Raw genomic sequence first — 22,200 nt, forward strand, 5'->3', positions numbered from 1 at the left:
CTTAGCCCGGCAATAGCGCCGGGCGACCATCATCCTTGGAGAAATATGATGAAGAACGTCCTCTTGACGGCGGCCGTAACGGCTGTGCTTGCCTTCACGGGCTCCGCCCATGCGCAGGAATGGAAGCAGAACTACAAGACGATCCGCTTCGGCATTACGTCGGGCGAAAACGAGAAGGACCGCATTGCCCGCTGGACGCCTTTCCAGCAATATCTGGAAAAGGAGCTTGGCGTGAAGGTCGAGATCTTCACCGCCGGCAACTACGACGGCGTGATCCAGGCGCTCGCCTCCGACCAGATCGAGTTCGCCTTTCTCGGTTCGTCGGCCTATGCGGCCGCCTATACCGAGACCAACGGCGGCGTCATCCCTCTCCTTGCCAGCCAGAGCATCAACGGCGCAACCGGCTACTATTCGGTCATCACCGTCCGCTGCGATTCCGGCTACAAGTCGATCGACGATCTGAAAGGCAAGGTTCTCGCCTTCGCCGATCCGGACTCTACCTCCGGCTATGCCGTGCCCTACTACAATCTGGTCCAGCAGGGCTACGATCCCAAGACCTTCTTCTCCGCCATCCCCTTCTCCGGCTCGCACGAGACCGGTGTCATGGCCGTCTTCAACAAGCAGTATGATGCCTCCGCCACGAATATCGACAACGAAACCGACGGCGTTCCCCAGAAAATGGAATCGAAGGGCATGATCCCGAAGGGTCAGATCTGCCGCATCTGGCAGTCGCCGGAAATCACCAACGGTCCCTTCACCACCCGCAAGAACCTGCCCGCCGATCTGATCCAGGAAGTGAAAGCCGCCCTCAAAGCGACGCCGGAGAAGGCTCCGGCCGTCTACAAGGAGATGACCGGCGGTGAAGTCTCCACCGACAAGGGTTATGTCGAAGTGGACCACCAGCGCTATCAATGGATCGTCGATATGCGCGAGTGGCTGAAGAAGCAGCGCCGCCAGGGCTGATCAGCACGAGGAAACGCAGGCGGCACCGGGTACTCCGGTGCCGCTTCCTCCAGACATAAGGCTCTGCTGGACAAAGATCATGACCGATCTCCCCCTTGCGATCCGGAACTTCGAAGCCGAATACACCGGTACGCGAAAAAGCGCACGACGGGTGCAGGTCGTCTCGACTCTACTCTTCCTCGGCGCAGTATTGTTCTCCGCCTATCTCGGCGGCTTCTTCGCATTCACAGAAGTGAGCTTGCCCACGGGCGAGCGCGTCTCAATGTTGAAGATCTGGGCCGGCTTGCCGCGGCTCGGCGAATATCTCGAAAAGACGATCCCCACCCTCAGGCTCGAAAGCCTGGGCTCCGATCTCGCCGAGTGGTTCTGGCGCTGGGAGACCTGGCTGCGTCTGCTCTGGGAGACCATCCTTATCGCCTATGCTGCGACCGCTCTTGCCGTTGTCGGCGGCTTCCTACTCAGCTTTCTGGCGGCCCGCAATCTCAGCCCCCGACGTTTGGTATCGGTCGTCGTCCGCCGCTATCTCGAAATCATCCGCACCGTGCCCGAACTGGTCTGGGCGCTGATCTTCGTGTTCTGCTTCGGCGTCGGTCCGCTGGCCGGCGTCCTCGCGATCGGCCTTCACGCGACCGGTTCGCTCGGCAAGCTCTATTCGGAAGCCAACGAGAATATCGACATGCGGCCGCTGGACGGCATCAAGGCGTCCGGCGGAAGCTGGTTCCAGCAGATGCGTTACGGTGCCGTTCCGCAGGTCATCCCGAATGTCATCAGCTACACATTGCTGAGATTCGAGATCAACGTCCGGTCTTCCTCGATCATCGGCTATGTCGGCGCAGGCGGCCTCGGCCAGGAAATCCGCACCGCCATGTCGCTGCAGGAATATACCGATCTCTCGGCGCTTTTCGTCATCATCCTCGTCAGCGTGACGATCATCGATTTCCTAAGCGAAAGATTGCGTCACCGTATCATCGGTATTTCGGAACATTGGACATGACCGACGCCCCTCTTCACACCGATGCGGATCTCATCAGGGATGCCAAGGCCCGCCTGCCCGGCGCCTACGAAAAGCCCCTGTCGAAATCCGTCACGCCCGCTATCGTCGCACTCGCGCTGATTACGCCGCTCGCCTATAGCGTGGTGGCCTTCGGCGTCGCGCCCGGCAGGCTTCTTGACGGCCTGACGCGGCTTGGCAGCATCCTTGCCTTCATGTTCCCGCCCCATATCTGGACCAACTGGCAGGAATGGAGCCAGATCCTCGAAGCCCTCGGCGAGACCGTCGTCATGGCTTTCCTCGGAACGCTGCTGGGAGCTCTCGCCGCGCTGCCGCTCGCCCTGCTCGGGGCCAAGAACATCATGCCGCTCAACTGGCTCAGGCTTCTTTCCCGCCGCGGCTTCGATGCCCTGCGCGCGGTCGAGCAGATCATCCTTGCGCTGATCTTCATCCGCGCCTTCGGCCTTGGCCCGATGGCAGGCATCCTTGCCATCGCCGTATCGGAGATCGGCACGTTCGCAAAGCTCTTCGCCGAAGCGATCGAGAATACGTCGCGCAAGCCGGTCGACGGGGTGAAGGCGTCGGGCGGCAGCAATATTCAGGCGATACGCTATGCGATCATGCCGCAAGCGTTGCCCGTCATCCTGTCGATCATTCTCTACAACTTCGAGTCCAATGCCCGTTCGGGCACGATCCTCGGCATTGTCGGTGCCGGCGGCATAGGCTTCCTGCTGGCCGATCGCATGCACGCCTTCCGCTGGCCGGAGGCGTGGTCGATCATCTTTCTGATCATCGCGACCGTCTATTGCATAGACGCGGCTTCCGCCTGGATCCGCAAACGGCTGATATGATCCGTCACCCGGCGGCGCGATGACATCGGCCGCCGGCGATCCGGAATCATGCCATCGCGGTGGTCTGATCGTCGGTGGTCGCGCCCGGCGCGTTCGCCTTGATCGATTCGATGGCGTTCACGGCCGATGCCTTGCTCGCATAGCCTTCCGAACTGAACATGACCTGGCCGTTGGAAGCCCGGAAACGGAAACGGAATTCACCAGCCTTGTCCTTGTAGATTTCGAACCTGTACATTTTCTCTCTTCTCCTTGATGAACGACTTCAATTACTTATTTCAAAAACCGCCGCCGGTCCTGAACCCGCCGCTTGATCCACCGCCTCCGATACGGCCGCCACCGCCTCGCGAACCTCCGCCGAATATTCCGCCGCCGGGGCGAGAGGGGAAGCCGGAGCGGCTGCCGCCGGGGCGATAGCCGCTGCGCAGGGCATCTCCGAGCTCGCGGGAGGAAAGCATGCCACCGATGATGCCGCCGATCACGTCGCCGATCAGCTTGTCATTGCTGAAGCCGCCCCCCTGCCGATCGTAGCCGGAGCGGCGGAATTCATCGCGGGACCGATCGATCTCCGCGCGCTTCCTTGCAAGGTCGAGGGCGGTGCGGCGGGCTTCATCGGCCTGCTCCGCATGCCGGGTCAGTTCGCTCTCGACGCTCTGCAGCCGGCGGACGATCCGTTCGTCCTCCGGCGTCGGCGTCTGCAACGCGTCGCGCAGCAGGACACGCAGGTCCTCCCTCTGCATGGATTCGGCAAGCTCGGACAACGCTCCGGTCAGCCCCTGCTGCCCGTCTTCGCCGAGCAGGACTGCGCGTTCCTGCTCCAGTGCGGCATCCTCGCGTTCGAGATCGGCGATGCGGAGATCAGAAGCTTCAAGCTCTTCTTCCGCCTTGCGGTGCGCCGCCTCGCGCCCTCCGATGCCGTCGGCTTCCAGCGCGGCGCGTTCGATCGCGGTCAGCCTCTCCTCTTCCTCCGCAACCTCCGCCTTCAGCCGGTCGGCATGTTCGCGCAACCGCTTCGGGATTTCCGTAAGGGTGAAATAGTTCTGCCGGGCGGGCTCGTATTGGACGACGCGGGCCACATAACCGTCGCCCAGCCGGGCGATCGGACCGCCACGATAGGCCGACGTGCCGTATCCACGTTTCCAGAGGTAGACGAAAAGCGGATCGGCGAGATAGGGCTTCGACTTCTCATCCCGGTCGGTCTCGGATTGCTTCGCCTTGCCGTCGGCTGCCTGGGCCCGGGCCTCGGCACCGGACAGTTTGGCGGCCTGCGCCTGCCAGGCGAGATCCTCCGCCATCCGTTTCTGCGTCGCTTCTTCGAGGTCTGCGATTGCCTCGGCCGCCTCGGCCACTCTCTTTGCCTTGTCCGTACGCTCGTCGCGCGTCTTTGCAAGTTCGGAGAGAAGAGCCTCCCGACGCTTCGAAAGCACCTCCAGATTCTGTTGCTGGCCTTCAACGATGGACAGGGCCTTACGCTCCGCTTCGTCGAGCGTGCCGAGAATCTGGTTCTGCTTGAGAGCGTCCAGGCGGATACGGGCAAGCGACTTGAACAATCCGGCCTGCTCCGTCCTCAGTCGTGCCGTCTCAGTTGCAGCCGCCTCGACGATCCGGGCGAGCCGGTCCTCGTCCTCGCGAAGGCCGCGGCCTGCCCGCTCGATGGAGTTCAAGGCTTCGAATGTACTGATCATCGCCGCCCTACCACTCCGTTATCTCGCCGCCGGAAACGGCCATGGAATAGACCGGCTCCAGCGCGCCCCGCGGTTTGGTCGCAAGAACCTCGCCCTGCAGGATGCCGTCCTCCGTCTTGTCCCTTCGCACGGCCTCATAGGTTTGCTGCGGCACGCGAACGCCCCATTTCGACACGGTTTTCGTCTGGCCGTTTTCCTCGCTCCGGATCGGAAAGGAAAGCAACTGTCCGTCGGGCGTCACCGCTTCGACGATCAGATAGTAATTGCGCGCGCCGGTATTGACGTCGGGTATGCGGAAGATGCCGCTCTGCTCCCCCGGCCGCGACACGATCCTGAGCTCGTAAACCCGCGTGAGATCGCCGCGCACCCGGTCCAGCTCGGCCAGAGCGACACGCGCAGCCTGCGCATCCGAGCGGGCGAGCGCCGCCGAAGCATCGGACTGAAGCTGTTCCACGCGCTCGCGCGCATCCCCGGTTTTGGCTTCGGCGAGTGCCGCCTGACCGGCTGCCGCGATCTGGCGCGGCAACGTCTCCGTCAGCTCGATACGCGCCGCCTCAGCCGCGCGTTCGGCCGCCGTCTGCTGCCAGACGGACCATCCGATCCAGGCGACGGCGAGCACGACGAGCACGGCGAGCGCCTTGCCGAAGGCGCCGCGCCTCACCCAGAGCCCGGCCAGCGTCCGCGACAAGCCGGGCGGCGTCTGCTCATAGGTGAAGCGGCTCTCCTTCAGAGCTTTGATGCCCTCTTCGAGAATGCGGTCGGAGACAGTTAGACCCTGGCTTTCGTAGATGCGCCGAAGCTTTTCCTTCAGGACGTCGTCGCGCCCTTCCTGCGCCAGCTCGCGAAGGGCGACATCCTCCTGATGGCGCAGGGTATCGACCACGTCCATGGCCAGCATCAATTCGTCAAGGGCAGGTCCCTTGGCATCGGAAGGAGCGGAGCTTGCCGCGGCGATGTTTTCGGCCATGGTCGAATCCGGCGCCCGACGCTCAGCCGATCACCAAAGCGTTCCCTTGTTCGGCAAGCCGGGCGATCCGCTTCTTGCCGTCCTCGACCGCATTGCGGATCTCCTCGCTGTTCTTCGTGGAAAGGTCCCGCATCTCGGCAATGATCTCCACGGAACGGGTCTGGAAGTTGATAACGCTGTCGACCAGCTTCTTGACGGCATCGGCGCGGATGGTCGGACCGTAACCGGCCTTCAACGCCTCTTCCTGCACCTTGCCGCCGATCTCCGCCAGCACTTCGAGCGATTTCGAAACGCCTTCCTTCATCTCATTCAGGGTCTGCGTCGCCTCGTGGAGGCCGAACAGGCCGGTGAAGGATGCCTTCAGCGCGGTCAGAACCGATTCGTTGGTCGAGAAGAAGGACACCGCCTGCTGGTAGACCCGCTCCTTGGCATTGGTGGTCTGGACGAGACGCGCCATAACCACTTCCGACGTGTTGTAGCTGATCGTCAGGTTGTCCGCGAGGTCCTTGGCGACCTGATAGCGCCCCTCCTCGTTCTGGACCCGGCGAAGATGCTCGTCGCGCACCAGTTCGAGCTTGGCCCTTTCCGTCAGATCGCCACCTTCCGGGAAGGCGGCAACCGCATCGGACGCTCCCTTCAATCCAGCCTTGGCGCCGTCGAGCTTTGCCTGGGCGGCCTTGAGGATTTCAAGCGCCGCGACTTCGCCATGCTTCAAGGCGCCCCGGAAATCGCGATAGGCCTCCAGAATGGTCTGCTCGCGTTCGATATTGGCCTTGGTGTCCTTGGAGACGGCAAGATAGGTCTCCTTGATCTCGTCGAAACGGGCTGCAATATCACCGCGCGATATCTTCATCCAGACATTGGTGGCGCGCTCGAAGATGTTGAGCTTGCCGTCCTCGATCTGGTCGACCATGGATTTCGCGTCATCGCGAATCGAATCGAAGGCTTTCGAAATCTTTTCGTAGCGCTGGCCGATCGACATCTCGGCGACCTGTTCGCGAACGACTTCGTTGAAGACGCTCATCTGCTGCAGCGTCCGGGTGATGATCGCAATCTTTTCCGGTTCGATATCGGCGATCTTTTCGAGGAGACCGACGATCGGCGCATCCTCCGTCTTATCGCTGACCAGGCCGAGATCGCGCAGGGTAGACATTGCCTTGTCGAGATATTGCAGCGGCGTTTTTACGACGACCTCAGCCATGGGATCCTCCCTTTCAAATCGGCCGGGGTGTTTATCGCCTCAGCCAAAGTTCCCGATAGTCAAGAAATAGCGGATACATTCGCCTTTAATCAAGTAATGTTCCAATCTCATGACGGCCGACGTTCGAAGGTGGTGAACTGAGCGTCACCTCAAAAGAGTTAGGTCGCGCCTGTATCCCGGTCTCCAAACATGCCATGAAGCATAAACTCCAAGTGTCACACTTTTCCGGTGCAGGATCATGAAGAAGATCGGTTTCCTTTCGTTCGGGCACTGGACGCCCTCGCCTCAATCCCAGACGCGGTCGGCATCCGACGCGCTTCTCCAGTCCATCGATCTCGCCGTCGCGGCCGAGGAGCTCGGCGCTGACGGAGCCTATTTCCGCGTCCATCACTTCGCCCGCCAGCTCGCATCGCCCTTTCCGCTGCTTGCGGCGATCGGCGCGAAGACAAGCCGGATCGAGATCGGCACGGCGGTGATCGACATGCGCTACGAGAACCCACTCTACATGGCCGAGGACGCCGGCGCGGCAGACCTCATCGCCTCCGGGCGCCTGCAGCTCGGCATCAGCCGCGGTTCGCCCGAGCAGGTGATCGACGGGTGGCGCTATTTCGGCTACGCTCCTCCCGAGGACCAGACCGAGGCAGATATGGCCCGGCGCCACACGGAGGTCCTGCTCGAAGTGCTGCTCGGCAAGGGGTTCGCGAAGCCCAACCCGCGGCCGATGTTTCCCAATCCGCCCGGCCTCCTGCGCCTGGAGCCCCATTCGGAGGGCCTGCGCGACCGGATCTGGTGGGGTTCGAGCTCGAACGCCACGGCGACCTGGGCGGCCAAGCTGGGGATGAACCTGCAGAGCTCCACGCTGAAGGACGACGAGACCGGCGAACCTTTCCACGTCCAACAGGCCGCTCAGATCCGCATCTACCGCGAGGCGTGGAAGGAAGCCGGTCACGCGCGCGAACCACGGGTATCGGTCAGCCGCAGCATCTTCGCCCTGGTGGACGATCGCGACCGGGCCTATTTCGGATATGGCAACGACAGCGAGGACAAGATCGGCTTCATCGACGAGAAGACCCGGGCGATCTTCGGCCGCAGCTACGCCGCCGAGCCGGACGCCCTCATCGAGGAACTGAAGAAGGACGAAGCCATCACCGAGGCCGACACGCTTCTTCTCACCGTCCCGAACCAGCTCGGCGTGGATTACAACGCGCATGTCATCGAAGCCATCCTGAAGCATATAGCCCCTGCTCTCGGATGGCGCTGAAACAGGAACGCAGCCGGCCCACATGCGGTGATTGCCTATTCCTTACGACGCGCGCGACCTCCGCGCTATCAGAATGCCCGTCAGGACAATCCCGCCTCCGGCCCATCCCGATGGGCCAAGGAGCTCGCCGAGCACGACAATGCCCAGCAAGGAGGCGACTACGGGCTGGAGCAGCAGCGTGAGCGACGAGAAACTCATCGGCAGGAATGCCAGAGCATAGATGATCAGCGCCTGCCCGCCGACATGGCTGATCAGCGCGAGTGCCAGCAGGATTTCCCAGCCCCACAGGGTCGAGGGAAGGATGGAGCTTTCCATCACGAGTGCGACGGGGAGAATGGAAAGCGCCGCGGTTGCCGTGTTCCACAACATCACCCGCATGGTATCGAACCTGCCCCTGGCGCTACCAAGCGCGAGCATGTAGGCGGCGTAGAACACGGCGCCGACGACGGCGGAGAGATCCCCCACCCAATGGCCGCCGCCGAAGCCGCCTCCATCACCGGCTTTCAGGATCATGACGCCCACCAGCGCTATTACGAGGCCCATGATGAAGCCGCGGCTGACCTTCGCACCGAAGAGCAGCCAGCTTCCGAGCGTGACGAAGACCGGCGAAAGGTTCACCAGCAGCGTGGCGTTGGCGATGCTCGTGAGATGGATCGCCAGGTGCCATGCCACGAGATCGGCGGCCAGAAAGACCCCCGGCAACATCAGCAACGCGCAGTCCGACCGACGGTCCGGCAGGCGCAAGGCCTCCGGCCGCCATATCAGCGCGAAGGCACATAGCGGAATAAGCCCCAATGCAAGCCGCCAAAACGCCGTCGCCACCGGCCCGAGTTCGGAGAGCCGGACGAAGATCGGCGACCCGCCGATGGCAATGCCTCCGGCAATCAGGGCCAGGAGCGGGAGATGCCGCCGATCGGAAAGCGGATTTGCATAGGCCATGGGAGCCCCGGAAAGCAGGAGGCGGAAAGGACCGCCTCCGATAGCGTCAGTCGACGACGATGGCAATGACGGCCACGCAATCGCCCGCCTTGACGAGACCCGGGAAATGCCGGGCACACAGGATGCCGCTCATCTTCGCACGGATTTCACGCGGTGCCGCGCCGGTCCGCCCGGTGGGGTAAATGCGGACCAAGACGGCACCTTCACGGACCTCGTCGCCCAGATCGAAGGCAGGTTCGATCAACCCTTCTTCCTCGGCGAAGGAGAAACAGTCGCCATCCGGCATGTCGAGCCAGGTCGTCGGTCCGGTTTCGGCTCGGCCAGCAACAAGGCCGGCATGACGGAGCATGTTCATGACGCCGCGCTTGGCTATCCCTGCGCGTTTCGCCGTCGCCGTGCCGCCGCCGCCGAGTTCCGTGGTGATGAAGACCTTGCCCATCTCCTCGGCCGCCGTGTCGTACATGCCGACTGCGTCGATCTCGAGCATCTTCATCGAATAGGGAGCGGAAAACGCTTTCACAAGTTCGAAGGCGCGGGCTTCCTGATCCTTGTCAGGCAGGATATGCGCTGCACAAAAGGGTAGGAAATCGAGCGTCTTTCCGCCGGAATGGAAATCCAGCACGATATCGGCGCGCGGCAGCAGCTCGCGCTGGAAATAGTCGGCGATCTTCTGCGTGACTGTCCCGTCCGGACGGCCGGGAAAGCTGCGGTTCAGGTTACCCTTGTCGATCGGCGAGGTGCGCGTGCCGGCCAGAAAGGCCGGATAGTTCATCGCCGGAACGATGATCACGGTGCCGCGGACATCCTCCGCCTTGAGGCTGCGGGCGAGATCGAAGAGAGCGATCGGCCCTTCGTACTCGTCGCCGTGATTGCCGCCCGTCAGGAGCGCCGTCGGTCCCTCGCCGTTGCGAACCACCGTGACAGGGATCATGACCGATCCCCAGGCGGAATCGTCGCGGCTGTAGGGCAGCCGCAGGAAACCGTGCTGCACGCCCTCGGCCTCGAAATCCACCGTCGGGCTGATCGGCGACGGCCGCAAAGCTGTCTCGCTCATGACCGCCTCAATCCTTGACCATCAGCTTGCGCGGCACGTTCGCCAGGCATTCGACGCCGGTATCGGTGATGAGAATGCTTTCGGTCGTTTCGAAACCCATATCTTCCAGCCAGAGGCCGGTCATGAAATGGAAGGTCATGCCGGGCTTCAGCTCGGTGCGGTCGCCCGGGCGCAGGCTCATGGTGCGCTCGCCCCAGTCCGGCGGATAGGAAAGACCGATCGGGTAACCCGTGCGGTTGTCCTTGACGATCCCGTACTTCTTGAGAACCGCAAAGAAGGCGTTGGCGATGTCCTCGCAGGTATTGCCGGGTTTTGCGACCGCAAGACCGGCCTCCATGCCCTCCAGCGTCGCATTTTCCGCATCGAGGAAGGCCTGCGTCGGCTTGCCGAGGAAGACGGTGCGCGACAGCGGCAGGTGATAGCGATTGTAGCAGCCGGCGATCTCGAAGAAGGTGCCCTCGCCCTTCTTCATCGGCCGGTCGTCCCAGGTCAGATGCGGCGCGGAGGCCTCGACGCCCGACGGCAGCAAAGGCACGATCGCCGGATAGTCGCCGCCGATGCCATCGACGCCGCGCGTGCCGGCATCGTAGATTTCAGCGACCAGATCGCATTTGCGCATTCCGACCTCGATCTTGTCGAAGATACGGGCATGCATCGCCTCGACGATGCGCGCGGCATTGCGCATATACTGGATCTCGGTCTCGCTCTTCACCGCGCGCTGCCAGTTCACGAGCGCCGTCGCATCCACGAACCGGGCATTCGGCAGGTGTCTTTGCAACGAGGCGAAGGCGGCCGCCGAGAACCAGTAATTGTCCATCTCGACGCCGATCGTCAGCTTGCCAAAGCCGCGATCCGTCAGAATGCCGGAGAGGTAATCCATCGGATGCCGCTCGGTCGACTGCACGTAGTGATCGGGATAACCGACGATGTTCTCGTGTTTCAGATAGGCGGTGAGCTTGGCACCGTTGGCGTCCTGGCCACGGCCGAACCAGACCGGTTCGCCGGACGGCGGCACGATGACGGCCTGATGCACGTAGAACGACCAGCCGTCATAACCCGTCAGCCAGGCCATGTTGGACGGGTCGCTGACGATCAGCAGGTCGATCCCTTTCGTCTCCATGGCGCGTCGCGTCTTTTCCAGCCGCGCGGCATATTCGCCAAGCGAGAATTTGAGATTGGGCTGGGTCATGTTTCTTCCCTTCTTGTCCGGCATAAAGCCGGTTCAGCTTTCGAATGCGGCGCCGGCGCCGGCGGCATCCGCCCGCGCGAAGGCGAGCGTGGCGATGGCAGTATCCTGGATGCCCGTGCCGGTGAGGTCGGTGAGCGTGATCTGCGTGGCGTTTTCGCGCCCGCGACGGAGGCCGGCAACGATCTCGCCGAGTTGCGGAAACTCGGCGCCCGAGGAGATGAGCCCCGCCTCTATGGCATGATGCAATTCTCCGAGCCGGCGCGTCTGCTTAAGGCTGTCGGCAACGTAGACATCGGCCTTTGCGATCGCCGCCGGATCGACCTCGTTCTTGTGCTCGGCATCCGAGCCCATGGCGGTCACATGCTGCCCGGGCCGGAGCCATTCGGCTTTCAGGATCGGGATTTCGGACGGCGTCGTGGTGACGACGATATCGGCGCCGACAACCGCCGCTTCGGGATCGGCCTTTGCGCTCACCGGAAAACCGAGTCTGGCGGACAACTCGGCAGCCGCGGCCTCAGCCTTCGCCCCGTCACGAGCCCAGATGCGCGCCGCGCGGACCGGGCGAACCAGCGAAAGGGCCTCAAGCTGCAATCGAGCCTGCATGCCGGCCCCGAAAATCGCCGCAACCGTTGAGTCGGGACGGGAAAGATGTTTTGCTGCGACGGCACCGGCGGCGGCCGTCCGGACATCGGTGAGATAACCGTTGTCGAGCAGCAGCGCCTGGACCAGCCCCGTACGGCTGGACAAAAGGACCATCATGCCGTTGGTGCTCGGCAGGCCGATCTTCGGATTGTCGAAGAAACCGGGGCTGATCTTGATCGCGAAACCTTCGATGCCCGGCACATAGGCCGTCTTCACATCCACTTCGCCGCGATGTTCGGGAATGTCCAAGCGCAGGATCGGCGGCATGGCGACCGGCTTGGTGGCGAGCGCATGAAAGGCATCCTCGACGCAGGCGACAGCTTCGCCGTCGAGGGGGACAAGCGCACGCAGTTCCTTTTCCGTGAGAATGACAATCCGGCTCATGCGGCATCCTTTCCGTAGATGATCTCGCCGTTCATCACCCGCCGGTGCTGCTCCATGTCGACGTTGCGGCCGGAGAGGATCGTAACGACGGGGCCGCGGCTTTCGACCTTTCCTGCAAGGAGCGCCGCAATGCCGACGGCGGCAGCACCTTCCACAACCTCGCGCTCGACCGCATAGGCATGCCGCATCCCGGCTGCGATCTCGGCTTCGGAGAGAAGGACGACATCGTCCAGCAGGTCGCGGCACAAATCGAAGGTGACACGATTGTCGAGCCCAATGCCGCCGCCGAGCGAATCCGCAAGGCTCGGCAGTTCCTCGACCAGAACGGGCCTGCCTGCATCGAGGCTTGCCTTCATTGCCGCGCCGCACTCCATCGTCAGGCCGATCACCCGCGCCTGCGGTTTCAACCCCTTCACGGCAGCCGCAACCCCGGCGGCAAGCCCGCCGCCGGACAGCGGCACGAGAACGGTACCGACCTCCGGTATCTGCTCAACGATCTCGAGGCCGAGCGTTCCCTGGCCCGCGACGACGGCCGGATAATCGAAGGGCGGCACCATGACCAGCCCTTCTTCGGCGACCAGCCGATCCACTTCCTCCTGCGCCTCGTCCTGCGAACGGCCGATGATGCGGACACGTGCACCGAGGCGGCGGATCTCCGAGACCTTGTTCTGGGGCACAAGCGACGACATGCAGATGGTCGCGACGGAACCTTCCGCTCGCGCGGCAAAGGCCAGCGCCCGGCCATGATTGCCGGTGGAAGCGGCCACAACACCCCGCGCACGCTCGTCCGCAGAAAGGGAAAGAACGGCGTTGGTTGCGCCGCGCAATTTGAAACTGCCGGTGGTCTGGTGGTGTTCGAGCTTCAGATGGACGGGCACGCCGAGGCGCTCGCTCAGGGCTACCGATTCCACCATCGGCGTCCGGAGCACGCGGCCATCGATGCGCGCTGCGGCGCCACGAATATCATCGAGTTGAACCGGCAAGGTCTTTCCGTTCATGACCTCAGCCTTCCGGATAGGGCTTCGTCATCAGCGTGCCGAGTTCGGGACGCGATGCCATCTCGCCGCAAAGCCGCAGGCAGGCCCAGGCTGTGGCAAGATTGCTGCTGACGACCGGCCTGCCGATCTCGGCCTCGATCCTGGCCGCGGCCTGCGCGGCGCGGACAGCCGTGCAGGAGATGAAAAGCGCCTGCGACTCCGGCGCTATTGCCTCACGGGCGAGCGAAACGAGCTCGTCCGGCGCAATGCGCGCCATCTCGCGATCGTCCTCGAAACCCAGACAGGTGAACCGATCGATCATGAAGCCGAGGCCGGCGAAGTAATCGGCCATCGGGCGGCTCGTCTCCACGGTATAGGGCGTCAGGATCGAAATGCGGCTTGCACCCACGGCCTTGAGGCCTTTCACGGAGGCCGCCGTCGGCGTCACGACGGGTACACCCGGCTTGGCGGTACGGATCGCCTCCTCGATACGGGCGTCGCCGATCACCACGGAGGCTGACGTGCAGGAATACATGACGGCATCCAGCGTCTCGTCCGGCAGGATGAGCGACGCGCCTTCGGTCAGCACCGGCTGCATTTTCAGGAGATTTTCCGGCGTGACCGGATTGGCATAGGGGATACGGCCGACATAGACGCCGATACGGCCGCTCGCAACCATGCGCTGGAAATCGACTTCCGTTGTGTGGTCGGTGGCGAGAATGACGAGGCCGATCCGTTTTAGGAGCGGGCGATCGTCGAGTCGCGGCTTCCGGGCCGCCAGGCTTATGTCGACAGAGGTCATGTCAGTCATCCATCCGGGCATACCGCTCTTCGAGCCACCGCAGCCCGACAACGGAGATCAGGCTGACGACAAGGAAAAAGACGCCGACCAGCGTCATCGGCTCGATGTAACGGTAATTGCTGTTGGCGATGCTTTTTGCCTGGTTCATCAGTTCCAGCACGGTGATGGCCGAAAGCAGCGGCGTTTCCTTGAACATCGCGATGAAATAGTTGGCGAGTGCGGGGATCATCGGCGGCACCGCCTGAGGCAGGATGACATGAATCCAGGCCTGCCGCGTGGTGAGGTTGGCAGCCTTCGCCGCCTCCCACTGGCCGCGCGGCACGTTCTCGATGCCGGCCCGATAAACCTCGGCCGTATAGGTCGCATAATGGACGCCGATGCCGATGACGCCGGCCACCAAAGGCGATAGGCGAATGCCGATATCCGGCAGCACGTAGAAGATGAAGTAGAGTTGTACGAGAAGCGGCGTGCCGCGGATGAATTCCGAAACGAAGCCGACCGTACGTGAGACTGCGGCGATCGATGAACGGCGCGCGATGGCGAGCGCGAGACCGACCACCGCAGCCACCGCCGCACCGAGAACGGTCGCCAGAATGGTGATCTTGAACCCTTCGAGCAGGGTCGGCATGATCTGCCAGACGAAATCCCAATCCCATTCCATGGTCAGATCCTCACGCCATCGAGGTTGCGCGTCATCCGCCGCTCCAGCCAGCGCATGGAAACCGAGATAACCCAGGCCATGGCGAAGTAGAGAATGAGGATCGTCGTGAAGGGAATGAGCGTATTGCCGGTCTGCGCGCGGACGACCTGCGCCTGGAAGGTCAGGTCCGTCAGCGAGATCAGCGACACGACCGCCGTGCCTTTCAGGAGTTCGATGGCATTGTTGCAGAAGGTCGGCAGCATCAGGGGCAGCGCCTGCGGCAGGATCACATGACGCATGCGCTGGTAACGGGAGAGATTGAGAGCCGTACAGGCCTCCGTCTGTTCCCGTCCGACGGCCTTGACGGCACCCCGCACGACTTCGGCTGCATAGGCGCCGACGTTGAGCCCCAGCGCCAGCACGCCCGCCTGAAGTGGCGTAAGAGTGAAGCCCGCGAAGGGGAGGACGAAATAGACCCAGAAGAGCTGCACGAAGATCGACGTGCCACGGAAGAACTCGATATAGGTCGTGGCGAGCGCCCGCACGACGAAGAAGCGCGAGAGACGGCCGAGTCCGGCCAGGAAAGCCATCACCAGCGCCAGAGCCGACCCCATGACGGTCAGTTGCAGCGTCACCAGTGCGCCTTCCAGAATCAGCGACAAATAGCCGGACCAATCGATCATCAGGCCTGGGTTCCTAGTCTCTTTCGGTGGCTCTGCCCCTCATCCGCCTGCGAGCACCTTTTCCGCATTCGCGGAGAGGCTGATGCGGCACCGTCAGCGCCCAACGTCCCCTCTCCCGCTTGCGGGGAGAGGGGCAGGGTGAGGGGTAAGTTCTTACTGCGCGGCAGCGCATTGCTTGTCGCGGGTCGTCGACATCGCGGCCTTGGCGGAGAAGCCATAGGGCTCGATGAGCTTGGCGAACTCGCCGGACTCCTTCAGCTTTTTGAGCTCGACGTCGAAGGCATCGCGAAGCGCCACGTCCTGCTTGCGGAAGGCCGCGCCATCGCAATAGACCGGCGCGCCGACCACCGGTGCGACGACTTCGAGATTCGGGTCCTTCGCCTTGTCCATGAGGTCATGGATGGAAAGGACCGGAAGCGAATAGACGTCGATGCGGCCGTCCTGGAGCATCTTGATGCCGCTCTGCCCATCCGGCACGACGATGACACGATCACGCGGCACGCCGGCCTGAAGCGCGAGCTTCTCCTCGGTGCCGCCGCCCGGCGCCCCGATCTTCGCATTCGCGTTGTCGGCAATGTCCTTGTAGCTCGTCAGCTTCAGCGGGTTGCCCTTCTTGACCGCGAAGGCTTCCGCATCGCAAAGGATCGGCTCCGAATAGGCGACCGCGTTGCAGCGCTCCGGCTTCATGAACAGGCCGGCGGTGATGGCATCGTGGCGACCGGCCTGCAGGCCGGGGATCATAGCGCCATATTCGGAGATGGAGGCCACCACTTCCTTGACGCCGAGGCGCTCGAAGATGACGCGGGCGACATCGGGCGCCGCACCCGACACCTTGCCGTCGGCACCGACCGCCGTGTAGGGCGGCTCGTTGGCGATGGCGATACGGGCAAAGCCCTGTTCCTTAAGCTCCCCCAGATCCGCTGCGGATGCAGAAATGCCACCGGCGACGGCAACGAGCGCCATGATGCTGGCGGTGGCTGCAAGAATTCTTGTTTTCATTGTTCCCTACTCCTCTGGTGTTCCTGATTATTCTTCGGGCTATGTCGCCGCCTCCGGCGGTCAGACGCGGTGCCCCGCCGCTATGATCTTGCGCAGGAAAGTCTGGGTGCGTTCCTGCCTGGGATTCTGGAAAATCTCGTCCGGCCTGCCTTCCTCCACGATCCGCCCACGATCGAAGAACAGCACGCGGTCCGCAAAGTCATGAGCAAAACCCATCTCGTGCGTGACGAGAAGCATGGTCATGTCCGTTTCGGCGGCGAGCCGCTTCATGACGCTCAGCACCTCCTCGACGAGTTCCGGATCAAGCGCGGACGTCACCTCGTCGAACAGCATGATTTTCGGCGAAAGCGCCAGGGCGCGGGCAATCGCGGCGCGCTGCTTCTGTCCGCCGGAAAGCTGCGCCGGCACGCTCTTGGCCTTGTCCGCCATGCCGACCATGTCCAGCAGTTCCATTGCCCGCTTTTCGGCATCCGCGCGCGCCACACCCTGGGTCAGCATCGGCGCCAGCGTGACATTGTCGAGGACGCATTTGTGCGGAAACAGATTGAAGTGCTGGAAGACCATGCCGATCTTCTTGCGCATGCGATGCAGATGGCGCTCATCGGCCGGAACGAGATCCGCACCCTTCTTCATGTGATAGAGCTGCTCGCCATCGACCTCGATATGGCCGCCGCTGATCGTTTCCAGCGTCATCAGAATGCGCAGGATGGTCGTCTTGCCCGAGCCGGAGGGGCCGATCAGCGCCAGCTTCTCTCCCGGCATCACGTCCATCGATAGGCCGTCGAGAACGGTCAGCGGGCCGTATCTCTTCACGATGCTGTCGATGCGGATGATGGGCGATGCCATTCATGTCTCTCCCTGTTGAGACAAGCAATACATCAACGATGACGGCCTCAAGAAATCATGTCAATTCGGAAAATAATATCATGACAATATTTATCCGCCTGCACAAACGACAGGCGCTTTCGTCAAATCGCAAGCAGCAGCTCTTCCGGGTTTCCCTGCGCCAGCGAGCCAACGATCCCGAGTCCGGTGCGCAGCTCGCTTTCCGTCGTCGATCCCAAAGAGATGCGCACGGCCGGCGTCCAGCCGTGATCCGTCGTGTGGAACGACTTCCCCGGGGCGATCCCGACGCCGCGCAACCGCGCCTGCGACACGAAAGCATCCTCCGCATGACTGCCGGAAAGCGGCAACCATACATGCAGGCTCTGCGGATGCGACCGGTAGGTCAGGCCCGCCAGCATCTCGGCGGCGATGGCATGGCGACTGAGCAGAGCGCGGCGCTGCCAGTTGACGAGTTCCATGGCGGTGCCGTCACTGACCCAGCGCGTGGCGATCTCGGCCATTGCCGGCGTGGCCATCCAGTTCGAGACCAGATGCCGGTTGGCGACGGCCGCGACGTAGCGGTCCGGCGCGACAAGATAGCCGATGCGCAAGCCTGGAACGGTGATCTTCGTGAAGCTCGTCACGTAGAGCGTTCGTTCCGGAGCGAAAGCAGCCATCGGCGGCGCGCGATCCTCGACCATGGGGCCAAGGATGTCGTTCTCGATGATGGCTACGTCATGTTTGGCGGCCACCGCCGCAAGCGCCTCCCTGCGCTTCGCGCTCATCAGAGCCGCCATGGGGTTGATGACCGAGGGCTGCAGGAAGATCGCCCGGATCGGCCCTTTGCGGCAGGCCTCGTCCAGCGCATCGGGGATCATCCCTTCCTCATCGATCGCCAGCCCTTCGAGATGCAGGCCGAGATAGGTAGAAAGCGGAACGAGAGTATGATGACTGACCGCTTCCGTGGCGACGGTCGAGCCGGGGGGCGCGACGCTCATCAATGCAACCGTCATTCCCGACGTCGCGCCGTTCGTCAGGCTGACGTTCAGCGGCGACACGTCCAGGCCGCAGCGCGCCAGCCATTCGGTCGCAACGGCACGGTGACGGGGAAACACCATGTTCGGCCGGAACGACAGGGCCGAGCTCGCCGGCAGGTTTTCCGAAAGCCAGGCGAAGGCCTGTCGCATCCTTTCGACATGAATCTGCTCGCAGACCGGTTTCAGGATCGAGAGATCGATGACCTCGCCGAGTCTTTCGGGCAGATAGGGCGGTTCGGGCTCCCGCGTCTGCGTCTGCACGAAGCTGCCCCGCCCGATTTCACCGGAAATCAGTCCCCGGCGGATGAGGTCGTCATAGGCTCGGCTCACCGTCTGGACGGAAAGGCCAAGATCGTCTGCCATGCGGCGATGGGTCGGCAGCTTGGTCCCGTTGGCGAGCTTTCTCTCCTGAATGGCGCGCGCGATCTGCTCCGCGAGCGAAAGATAGGCCGGTCGGCGAAGCTGGGATGGATCGGGGCGCCAATTTGTCATGATTTTGACTGTGCTCAAAATCAGTTCAATTGACAATGGCAAAACGAATTTTCATTGTCTTTCTTAACAGCGATGCAGCCGGGAACCCACATGAAACTCGATGCCATAGACCTCCGAATCCTCGAAGCGGTCCAAGGCGATGGCCGGATCACCAAGCTCGCGCTTGCCGAAAAGGTCGGTCTTTCGCCGACACCCTGCTGGATGCGCCTGCGCAAGCTGGAAAAGGCGGGCATCATAGCCGGCTACCATGCCCGGCTTGCACCGCGGAAGATCGCGCCAATTGCCAGCGTCATGGTGGAGATCACGCTCGCCAACCATCGCCAGGCCGATTTCGACCGTTTCGAGCGCGCCGTGGCGGCCATTCCCGAGATCACCGCGTGCTGGTCGGTCGGCGGGGGCGTCGATTATATCGCCAAGATCGTGTCCCCCGACATCGACGCCTATCAGCGTCTGATCGACGGCCTACTCGACCGCGAGCTCGGTATCGAGCGCTACTTCACCTATATCGTGACGAAGACGGTGAAGGAGGAAACGGGCGTGCCTGTCGCCGCTCTCTTCGAGACGGATGCCGGCGAGCGATCGTAGACGGTTTCTCCTCCAGGCCCGACCAGTTTAGACCATCTCTCTCTTTTCCTGCCGCGGAATGGACAATCTCTCGTTCCGGCAAGGCGATACTTGCGCCACGACCCGAACGAGGATCTGGCCATGACCGCAATTTTCGCACGCCCCGCCTATCACGAGGCCCTGACGCGGCTCACCGACCGCCATCTGATGCGCGACCTCGCCTATGTGGATGGACGCTGGGTCGCCGGCTCCGACGGCCGCAGCTTCCAGGTGACCGATCCCGCCTCCTCCGCGACGCTTGCCTGGGTCGCGAGCCTTGGCGCCGAGGAGACCCGTACCGCAATCGACGCCGCCGCGGCTGCCTTTCCTGCCTGGCGGTCGACGCTGCCGCAGGAGCGCGCGGCGATCCTGAAAGAATGGTACCGGCTGATGCTGGCCGCCAGGGAAGACCTTGCCCTCCTCATGACGCTCGAACAGGGAAAGCCGATCGCAGAGTCCCGCGGGGAGATCGATTACGCCGCCTCTTTCATCGAGTGGTATGCCGAGGAAGGCAAGCGGGTCAACGCGGAGAGCGTCACCAGCCACCTTCCTGAAACGGAGATGATCGTCCGCCGAGAGGCGCTTGGCGTCGTCGGCATCGTCACGCCCTGGAATTTCCCTTCCGCCATGGTGACGCGGAAGGCCGCCGCCGCACTTGCCGCCGGCTGCACGGTCGTCGCGCACCCTTCTTCCGAAACGCCGCTTTCGGCACTGGCGCTTGCCGAACTTGCCGAGCGCGCAGGAATGCCCGCAGGCGTGTTCAACGTCGTCACCGGTGACGCAGCGACCATCGTCGGCCGGCTCTGCGAAGACGCACAGGTGCGGGCGATGAGCTTTACCGGCTCCACCGAGATCGGCCGATTGATCGCCGCGCAATGCGCACCAACGATGAAACGGCTGGTGATGGAACTCGGCGGCCATGCGCCTTTGATCGTCTTCGACGATGCCGACATCGATCGCGCCGCCGATATCGCGACCGCCGCCAAATTCGCCACATCCGGGCAGGATTGCCTTGCCGCCAACCGGATTTTCGTCCAGCGACCGATCCTCGAAGCCTTCAACGAGGCCTTCGCCAAGCGGATTATCGCGTTGAAGGTTGGTGATGGGCTGACTGATGGCATCGATATCGGTCCGCTGATGCATGAGCGAGCTGTGACGAAGGTCGAGACGCAGGTGAAGGATGCGCTCGACAGGGGTGCCAAGCTGATTGCCGGCGGCAAGCGCCACAAGGCCGGTCCGCTGTTCTTCGAGCCGACGCTCATCGTGGATGTGCCGCAAGATGCTGCCATCATGCGCGAGGAGACCTTCGGGCCGGTCGCGGCCGTCACCGCCTTCGACACGGAGGAAGAGGTCGTCGCCCGCGCCAACGACACCGAATACGGGCTCGTCGCCTATGCGGTCACCGAAAACGGCGCGCGGCAGATGCGCCTCGGCCGCGCGCTCGAATACGGGATGGTCGCGATCAACCGCGTGAAGATCACCGGCGGACCGGTCCCCTTCGGCGGCTGGAAACAGTCCGGCCTCGGGCGGGAAGGCTCCCGCCACGGCATCGAGGCTTTCACCGAACTCAAATACCTCTGCATCGACACCGCCGGCTGAGCGGTCCCACAACCTTGAAGGAAAAGCCAATGCTCGAAAGAAACAACGAACTCACCGCCTGGGACCGGGACCACTTCTTCCATCCGTCGACCCATATGGGCATGCATGCGCGCGGCGAAACACCGACGCGGGTGATCGGCAGCGGCGAAGGCGTCTACATCACCGACAGGAACGGCCGCACCAGCCTCGACGCCTTCGCCGGCCTCTACTGCGTCAATGTCGGCTACGGCCGACAGAAGATCGCCGATGCGATCGCCGAGCAAGCCCGGAATCTCGCCTATTACCATGCCTATGTCGGCCACGGCACGGAAGCCTCGATCACGCTTTCCAAGATGATCATCGACCGGGCGCCGGAAGGCATGTCGAGGGTCTATTTCGGTCTTTCCGGCTCGGACGCCAACGAGACCAACATCAAGCTGATCTGGTATTACAACAACATCCTCGGACGGCCGGAAAAGAAGAAGATCATCTCGCGCTGGCGCGGCTATCACGGCTCCGGCGTGATGACCGGCAGCCTCACCGGCCTCGAACTCTTCCACAATGCTTTCGACCTGCCGCGCGTGCCGATCCTGCATACCGAAGCACCCTATTACTTCCGCCGCCCGGACCGCTCGATGAGCGAGGAGCAGTTCTCGCAATATTGCGCCGACAAGCTGGAAGAATTGATTGTGGCGGAAGGTCCGGAGACGATCGCGGCCTTCATCGGCGAGCCGATCCTCGGCACCGGCGGCATCGTGCCGCCCCCGAAAGGCTATTGGGAGAAGATCCAGGCCGTGCTCAGTAAGTACGACATCCTGCTCGTGGCCGACGAGGTCGTCACCGGCTTCGGCCGGCTCGGCACCATGTTCGGCTCCGACCATTACGGCATGAAGCCGGACCTCATCACCATCGCCAAGGGACTGACCTCGGCCTATGCGCCTCTCTCCGGCACGATCGTTTCAGACCGGTTCTGGCAGGTCCTCGTGCAGGGTTCCGACGAGCTCGGTGCCATCGGCCATGGCTGGACCTATTCATCCCATCCGATCTGCGCTGCGGCCGGCATCGCCAATCTCGAACTGATCGATGAACTTGGCCTTGTGCACAATGCCGGCGAGACCGGCGCCTATTTCCGGTCCGAGCTGGCCAGGGCCGTGGCGGACCACAAGCATGTGGGCGAGGTGCGCGGCGACGGCCTGATGGCCGCCGTGGAATTCGTGGAAGACAAGGACGACCGCAAGTTCTTCGATGCTTCTCAAAAGATCGGCCCACAGATTGCAGCAGCACTTCTGGAACGCGGCGTCATCGGCCGCGCCATGCCGCAGGGCGATATCCTCGGCTTCGCGCCGCCGCTCTGCCTCACCCGCGAAGAGGCGGATATCGTCGTCAAGGCGACGTCCGAGGCGATCGACAGCGTCTTTGCAAACCGCTGACGGGAGAAGA

At 62.9% G+C, this 22,200-nt stretch carries 22 protein-coding genes; 7 read left to right on the forward strand and 15 right to left on the reverse strand.

Annotation, left to right across the window (positions count from 1 at the left end):
• Positions 1-48 precede the first annotated feature (48 nt).
• The 3 genes from phnD (at position 49) to phnE (ACMGE0_RS21035) (ending at position 2,805) form a co-directional block, all read left to right on the forward strand.
• Positions 49-963, forward strand: a complete 915-nt coding sequence (gene phnD / locus ACMGE0_RS21025) for a phosphonate ABC transporter substrate-binding protein (RefSeq protein ID WP_436817839.1) — start codon at positions 49-51, stop codon at positions 961-963.
• 79 nt (positions 964-1,042) lie between these two features.
• A complete protein-coding gene (gene phnE, locus ACMGE0_RS21030; protein WP_436817840.1) occupies positions 1,043-1,957 on the forward strand; it encodes a phosphonate ABC transporter, permease protein PhnE in 915 nt (304 codons plus the stop codon).
• Positions 1,954-2,805: a phosphonate ABC transporter, permease protein PhnE gene (phnE, locus tag ACMGE0_RS21035; RefSeq protein ID WP_436817841.1), complete on the forward strand. Its 852-nt coding sequence runs from the start codon at positions 1,954-1,956 to the stop codon at positions 2,803-2,805. Before phnE (ACMGE0_RS21030) ends, phnE (ACMGE0_RS21035) begins: the two co-directional genes overlap by 4 nt.
• Positions 2,806-2,851: 46 nt before the next feature.
• Here the strand turns inward: phnE (ACMGE0_RS21035) and ACMGE0_RS21040 are convergent, their stop codons facing one another.
• From ACMGE0_RS21040 to ACMGE0_RS21055, 4 genes are read right to left on the reverse strand one after another with little or no spacing between them, the layout of a single operon-like run.
• On the reverse strand, positions 2,852-3,040 hold the full coding sequence (locus tag ACMGE0_RS21040; protein ID WP_436817842.1) for a YegP family protein: 189 nt from the start codon (positions 3,038-3,040) through the stop codon (positions 2,852-2,854).
• Between the two features lie 40 nt (positions 3,041-3,080).
• Positions 3,081-4,487 (reverse strand): coiled-coil domain-containing protein, encoded by a 1,407-nt coding sequence (locus tag ACMGE0_RS21045; RefSeq protein WP_436817843.1) that lies wholly within the window; start codon positions 4,485-4,487, stop codon positions 3,081-3,083.
• Positions 4,488-4,494: 7 nt separating this feature from the next.
• Positions 4,495-5,454 (reverse strand): DUF6384 family protein, encoded by a 960-nt coding sequence (locus ACMGE0_RS21050; protein WP_436817844.1) that lies wholly within the window; start codon positions 5,452-5,454, stop codon positions 4,495-4,497.
• 22 nt (positions 5,455-5,476) lie between these two features.
• The gene (locus ACMGE0_RS21055) at positions 5,477-6,655 is read right to left on the reverse strand and encodes a cell surface protein (RefSeq protein ID WP_436817845.1); all 1,179 of its coding nucleotides are present in this window, start codon (positions 6,653-6,655) and stop codon (positions 5,477-5,479) included.
• Positions 6,656-6,893: 238 nt separating this feature from the next.
• On the opposite strand from ACMGE0_RS21055, the gene ACMGE0_RS21060 reads away from it, so the two are divergent.
• The gene (locus tag ACMGE0_RS21060) at positions 6,894-7,916 is read left to right on the forward strand and encodes an LLM class flavin-dependent oxidoreductase (RefSeq protein WP_436817846.1); all 1,023 of its coding nucleotides are present in this window, start codon (positions 6,894-6,896) and stop codon (positions 7,914-7,916) included.
• A 42-nt stretch (positions 7,917-7,958) separates the two neighbouring features.
• On the opposite strand, the gene ACMGE0_RS21065 is transcribed toward ACMGE0_RS21060, so the two are convergent.
• The 11 genes from ACMGE0_RS21065 to ehuR all read right to left on the reverse strand — a co-directional run bounded on the left by ACMGE0_RS21065 (position 7,959) and on the right by ehuR (position 18,579).
• Positions 7,959-8,855, reverse strand: a complete 897-nt coding sequence (locus ACMGE0_RS21065) for a DMT family transporter (protein WP_436817847.1) — start codon at positions 8,853-8,855, stop codon at positions 7,959-7,961.
• 46 nt (positions 8,856-8,901) lie between these two features.
• On the reverse strand, positions 8,902-9,909 hold the full coding sequence (doeB, locus tag ACMGE0_RS21070; protein ID WP_436817848.1) for a N(2)-acetyl-L-2,4-diaminobutanoate deacetylase DoeB: 1,008 nt from the start codon (positions 9,907-9,909) through the stop codon (positions 8,902-8,904).
• Between the two features lie 7 nt (positions 9,910-9,916).
• Positions 9,917-11,098: an ectoine hydrolase DoeA gene (gene doeA, locus ACMGE0_RS21075; protein WP_436817849.1), complete on the reverse strand. Its 1,182-nt coding sequence runs from the start codon at positions 11,096-11,098 to the stop codon at positions 9,917-9,919.
• A gap of 33 nt (positions 11,099-11,131) precedes the next feature.
• A complete protein-coding gene (eutC, locus tag ACMGE0_RS21080; RefSeq protein ID WP_436817850.1) occupies positions 11,132-12,124 on the reverse strand; it encodes an ectoine utilization protein EutC in 993 nt (330 codons plus the stop codon).
• Complete coding sequence (gene eutB / locus ACMGE0_RS21085; RefSeq protein WP_436817851.1) at positions 12,121-13,122, reverse strand: hydroxyectoine utilization dehydratase EutB; 1,002 nt, start codon at positions 13,120-13,122, stop codon at positions 12,121-12,123. The genes eutC and eutB overlap by 4 nt, the downstream gene beginning before the upstream one ends.
• Positions 13,123-13,126: 4 nt before the next feature.
• Positions 13,127-13,903, reverse strand: coding sequence for an ectoine utilization protein EutA (gene eutA, locus ACMGE0_RS21090; RefSeq protein ID WP_436817852.1), 777 nt, complete (start codon positions 13,901-13,903; stop codon positions 13,127-13,129).
• Between the two features lies 1 nt (position 13,904).
• Positions 13,905-14,564 (reverse strand): ectoine/hydroxyectoine ABC transporter permease subunit EhuD, encoded by a 660-nt coding sequence (gene ehuD, locus ACMGE0_RS21095; RefSeq protein WP_436817853.1) that lies wholly within the window; start codon positions 14,562-14,564, stop codon positions 13,905-13,907.
• A 2-nt stretch (positions 14,565-14,566) separates the two neighbouring features.
• The gene (ehuC, locus tag ACMGE0_RS21100) at positions 14,567-15,226 is read right to left on the reverse strand and encodes an ectoine/hydroxyectoine ABC transporter permease subunit EhuC (protein WP_289672440.1); all 660 of its coding nucleotides are present in this window, start codon (positions 15,224-15,226) and stop codon (positions 14,567-14,569) included.
• Between the two features lie 153 nt (positions 15,227-15,379).
• Positions 15,380-16,225, reverse strand: coding sequence for an ectoine/hydroxyectoine ABC transporter substrate-binding protein EhuB (ehuB, locus tag ACMGE0_RS21105; protein WP_436817854.1), 846 nt, complete (start codon positions 16,223-16,225; stop codon positions 15,380-15,382).
• A 60-nt stretch (positions 16,226-16,285) separates the two neighbouring features.
• Positions 16,286-17,071 carry an ectoine/hydroxyectoine ABC transporter ATP-binding protein EhuA gene (gene ehuA, locus ACMGE0_RS21110; protein WP_436817855.1) on the reverse strand — a complete coding sequence of 262 codons (786 nt, stop codon included), beginning with the start codon at positions 17,069-17,071 and terminating at the stop codon, positions 16,286-16,288.
• 122 nt (positions 17,072-17,193) lie between these two features.
• On the reverse strand, positions 17,194-18,579 hold the full coding sequence (ehuR, locus tag ACMGE0_RS21115; protein ID WP_436817856.1) for a MocR-like ectoine utilization transcription factor EhuR: 1,386 nt from the start codon (positions 18,577-18,579) through the stop codon (positions 17,194-17,196).
• Between the two features lie 90 nt (positions 18,580-18,669).
• Between ehuR and ACMGE0_RS21120 the strand changes: the two genes are divergently transcribed.
• The 3 genes from ACMGE0_RS21120 to ACMGE0_RS21130 all read left to right on the forward strand — a co-directional run bounded on the left by ACMGE0_RS21120 (position 18,670) and on the right by ACMGE0_RS21130 (position 22,190).
• Positions 18,670-19,164, forward strand: coding sequence for an Lrp/AsnC family transcriptional regulator (locus ACMGE0_RS21120; protein ID WP_436817857.1), 495 nt, complete (start codon positions 18,670-18,672; stop codon positions 19,162-19,164).
• Positions 19,165-19,284: 120 nt separating this feature from the next.
• Positions 19,285-20,781, forward strand: a complete 1,497-nt coding sequence (locus tag ACMGE0_RS21125; RefSeq protein WP_436817858.1) for an NAD-dependent succinate-semialdehyde dehydrogenase — start codon at positions 19,285-19,287, stop codon at positions 20,779-20,781.
• Between the two features lie 29 nt (positions 20,782-20,810).
• On the forward strand, positions 20,811-22,190 hold the full coding sequence (locus ACMGE0_RS21130) for an aspartate aminotransferase family protein (RefSeq protein WP_436817859.1): 1,380 nt from the start codon (positions 20,811-20,813) through the stop codon (positions 22,188-22,190).
• Positions 22,191-22,200: the final 10 nt, after the last annotated feature.

Origin of the sequence: Neorhizobium descurainiae, assembly GCF_051400715.1 — a bacterium.
Classification (GTDB): Bacteria; Pseudomonadota; Alphaproteobacteria; order Rhizobiales; family Rhizobiaceae; genus Neorhizobium.

What these genes read in the sequence shown, in the direction of transcription:
- doeA (WP_436817849.1), bottom strand. Translation starts at nt 11,098, where the DNA reads ATGACCCAGCCCAATCTCAAATTCTCGCTTGGCGAATATGCCGCGCGG.
- eutB (WP_436817851.1), bottom strand. Translation starts at nt 13,122, where the DNA reads ATGAACGGAAAGACCTTGCCGGTTCAACTCGATGATATTCGTGGCGCC.
- ehuA (WP_436817855.1), bottom strand. Translation starts at nt 17,071, where the DNA reads ATGGCATCGCCCATCATCCGCATCGACAGCATCGTGAAGAGATACGGC.
- ACMGE0_RS21120 (WP_436817857.1), top strand. Translation starts at nt 18,670, where the DNA reads ATGAAACTCGATGCCATAGACCTCCGAATCCTCGAAGCGGTCCAAGGC.
- ACMGE0_RS21050 (WP_436817844.1), bottom strand. Translation starts at nt 5,454, where the DNA reads ATGGCCGAAAACATCGCCGCGGCAAGCTCCGCTCCTTCCGATGCCAAG.
- doeB (WP_436817848.1), bottom strand. Translation starts at nt 9,909, where the DNA reads ATGAGCGAGACAGCTTTGCGGCCGTCGCCGATCAGCCCGACGGTGGAT.
- ehuD (WP_436817853.1), bottom strand. Translation starts at nt 14,564, where the DNA reads ATGGAATGGGATTGGGATTTCGTCTGGCAGATCATGCCGACCCTGCTC.
- eutC (WP_436817850.1), bottom strand. Translation starts at nt 12,124, where the DNA reads ATGAGCCGGATTGTCATTCTCACGGAAAAGGAACTGCGTGCGCTTGTC.
- ACMGE0_RS21065 (WP_436817847.1), bottom strand. Translation starts at nt 8,855, where the DNA reads ATGGCCTATGCAAATCCGCTTTCCGATCGGCGGCATCTCCCGCTCCTG.
- ACMGE0_RS21125 (WP_436817858.1), top strand. Translation starts at nt 19,285, where the DNA reads ATGACCGCAATTTTCGCACGCCCCGCCTATCACGAGGCCCTGACGCGG.
- ACMGE0_RS21130 (WP_436817859.1), top strand. Translation starts at nt 20,811, where the DNA reads ATGCTCGAAAGAAACAACGAACTCACCGCCTGGGACCGGGACCACTTC.
- ehuR (WP_436817856.1), bottom strand. Translation starts at nt 18,579, where the DNA reads ATGACAAATTGGCGCCCCGATCCATCCCAGCTTCGCCGACCGGCCTAT.
- eutA (WP_436817852.1), bottom strand. Translation starts at nt 13,903, where the DNA reads ATGACCTCTGTCGACATAAGCCTGGCGGCCCGGAAGCCGCGACTCGAC.
- ACMGE0_RS21040 (WP_436817842.1), bottom strand. Translation starts at nt 3,040, where the DNA reads ATGTACAGGTTCGAAATCTACAAGGACAAGGCTGGTGAATTCCGTTTC.
- ACMGE0_RS21060 (WP_436817846.1), top strand. Translation starts at nt 6,894, where the DNA reads ATGAAGAAGATCGGTTTCCTTTCGTTCGGGCACTGGACGCCCTCGCCT.
- ACMGE0_RS21055 (WP_436817845.1), bottom strand. Translation starts at nt 6,655, where the DNA reads ATGGCTGAGGTCGTCGTAAAAACGCCGCTGCAATATCTCGACAAGGCA.
- ehuB (WP_436817854.1), bottom strand. Translation starts at nt 16,225, where the DNA reads ATGAAAACAAGAATTCTTGCAGCCACCGCCAGCATCATGGCGCTCGTT.
- phnE (WP_436817841.1), top strand. Translation starts at nt 1,954, where the DNA reads ATGACCGACGCCCCTCTTCACACCGATGCGGATCTCATCAGGGATGCC.
- phnE (WP_436817840.1), top strand. Translation starts at nt 1,043, where the DNA reads ATGACCGATCTCCCCCTTGCGATCCGGAACTTCGAAGCCGAATACACC.
- phnD (WP_436817839.1), top strand. Translation starts at nt 49, where the DNA reads ATGAAGAACGTCCTCTTGACGGCGGCCGTAACGGCTGTGCTTGCCTTC.
- ACMGE0_RS21045 (WP_436817843.1), bottom strand. Translation starts at nt 4,487, where the DNA reads ATGATCAGTACATTCGAAGCCTTGAACTCCATCGAGCGGGCAGGCCGC.
- ehuC (WP_289672440.1), bottom strand. Translation starts at nt 15,226, where the DNA reads ATGATCGATTGGTCCGGCTATTTGTCGCTGATTCTGGAAGGCGCACTG.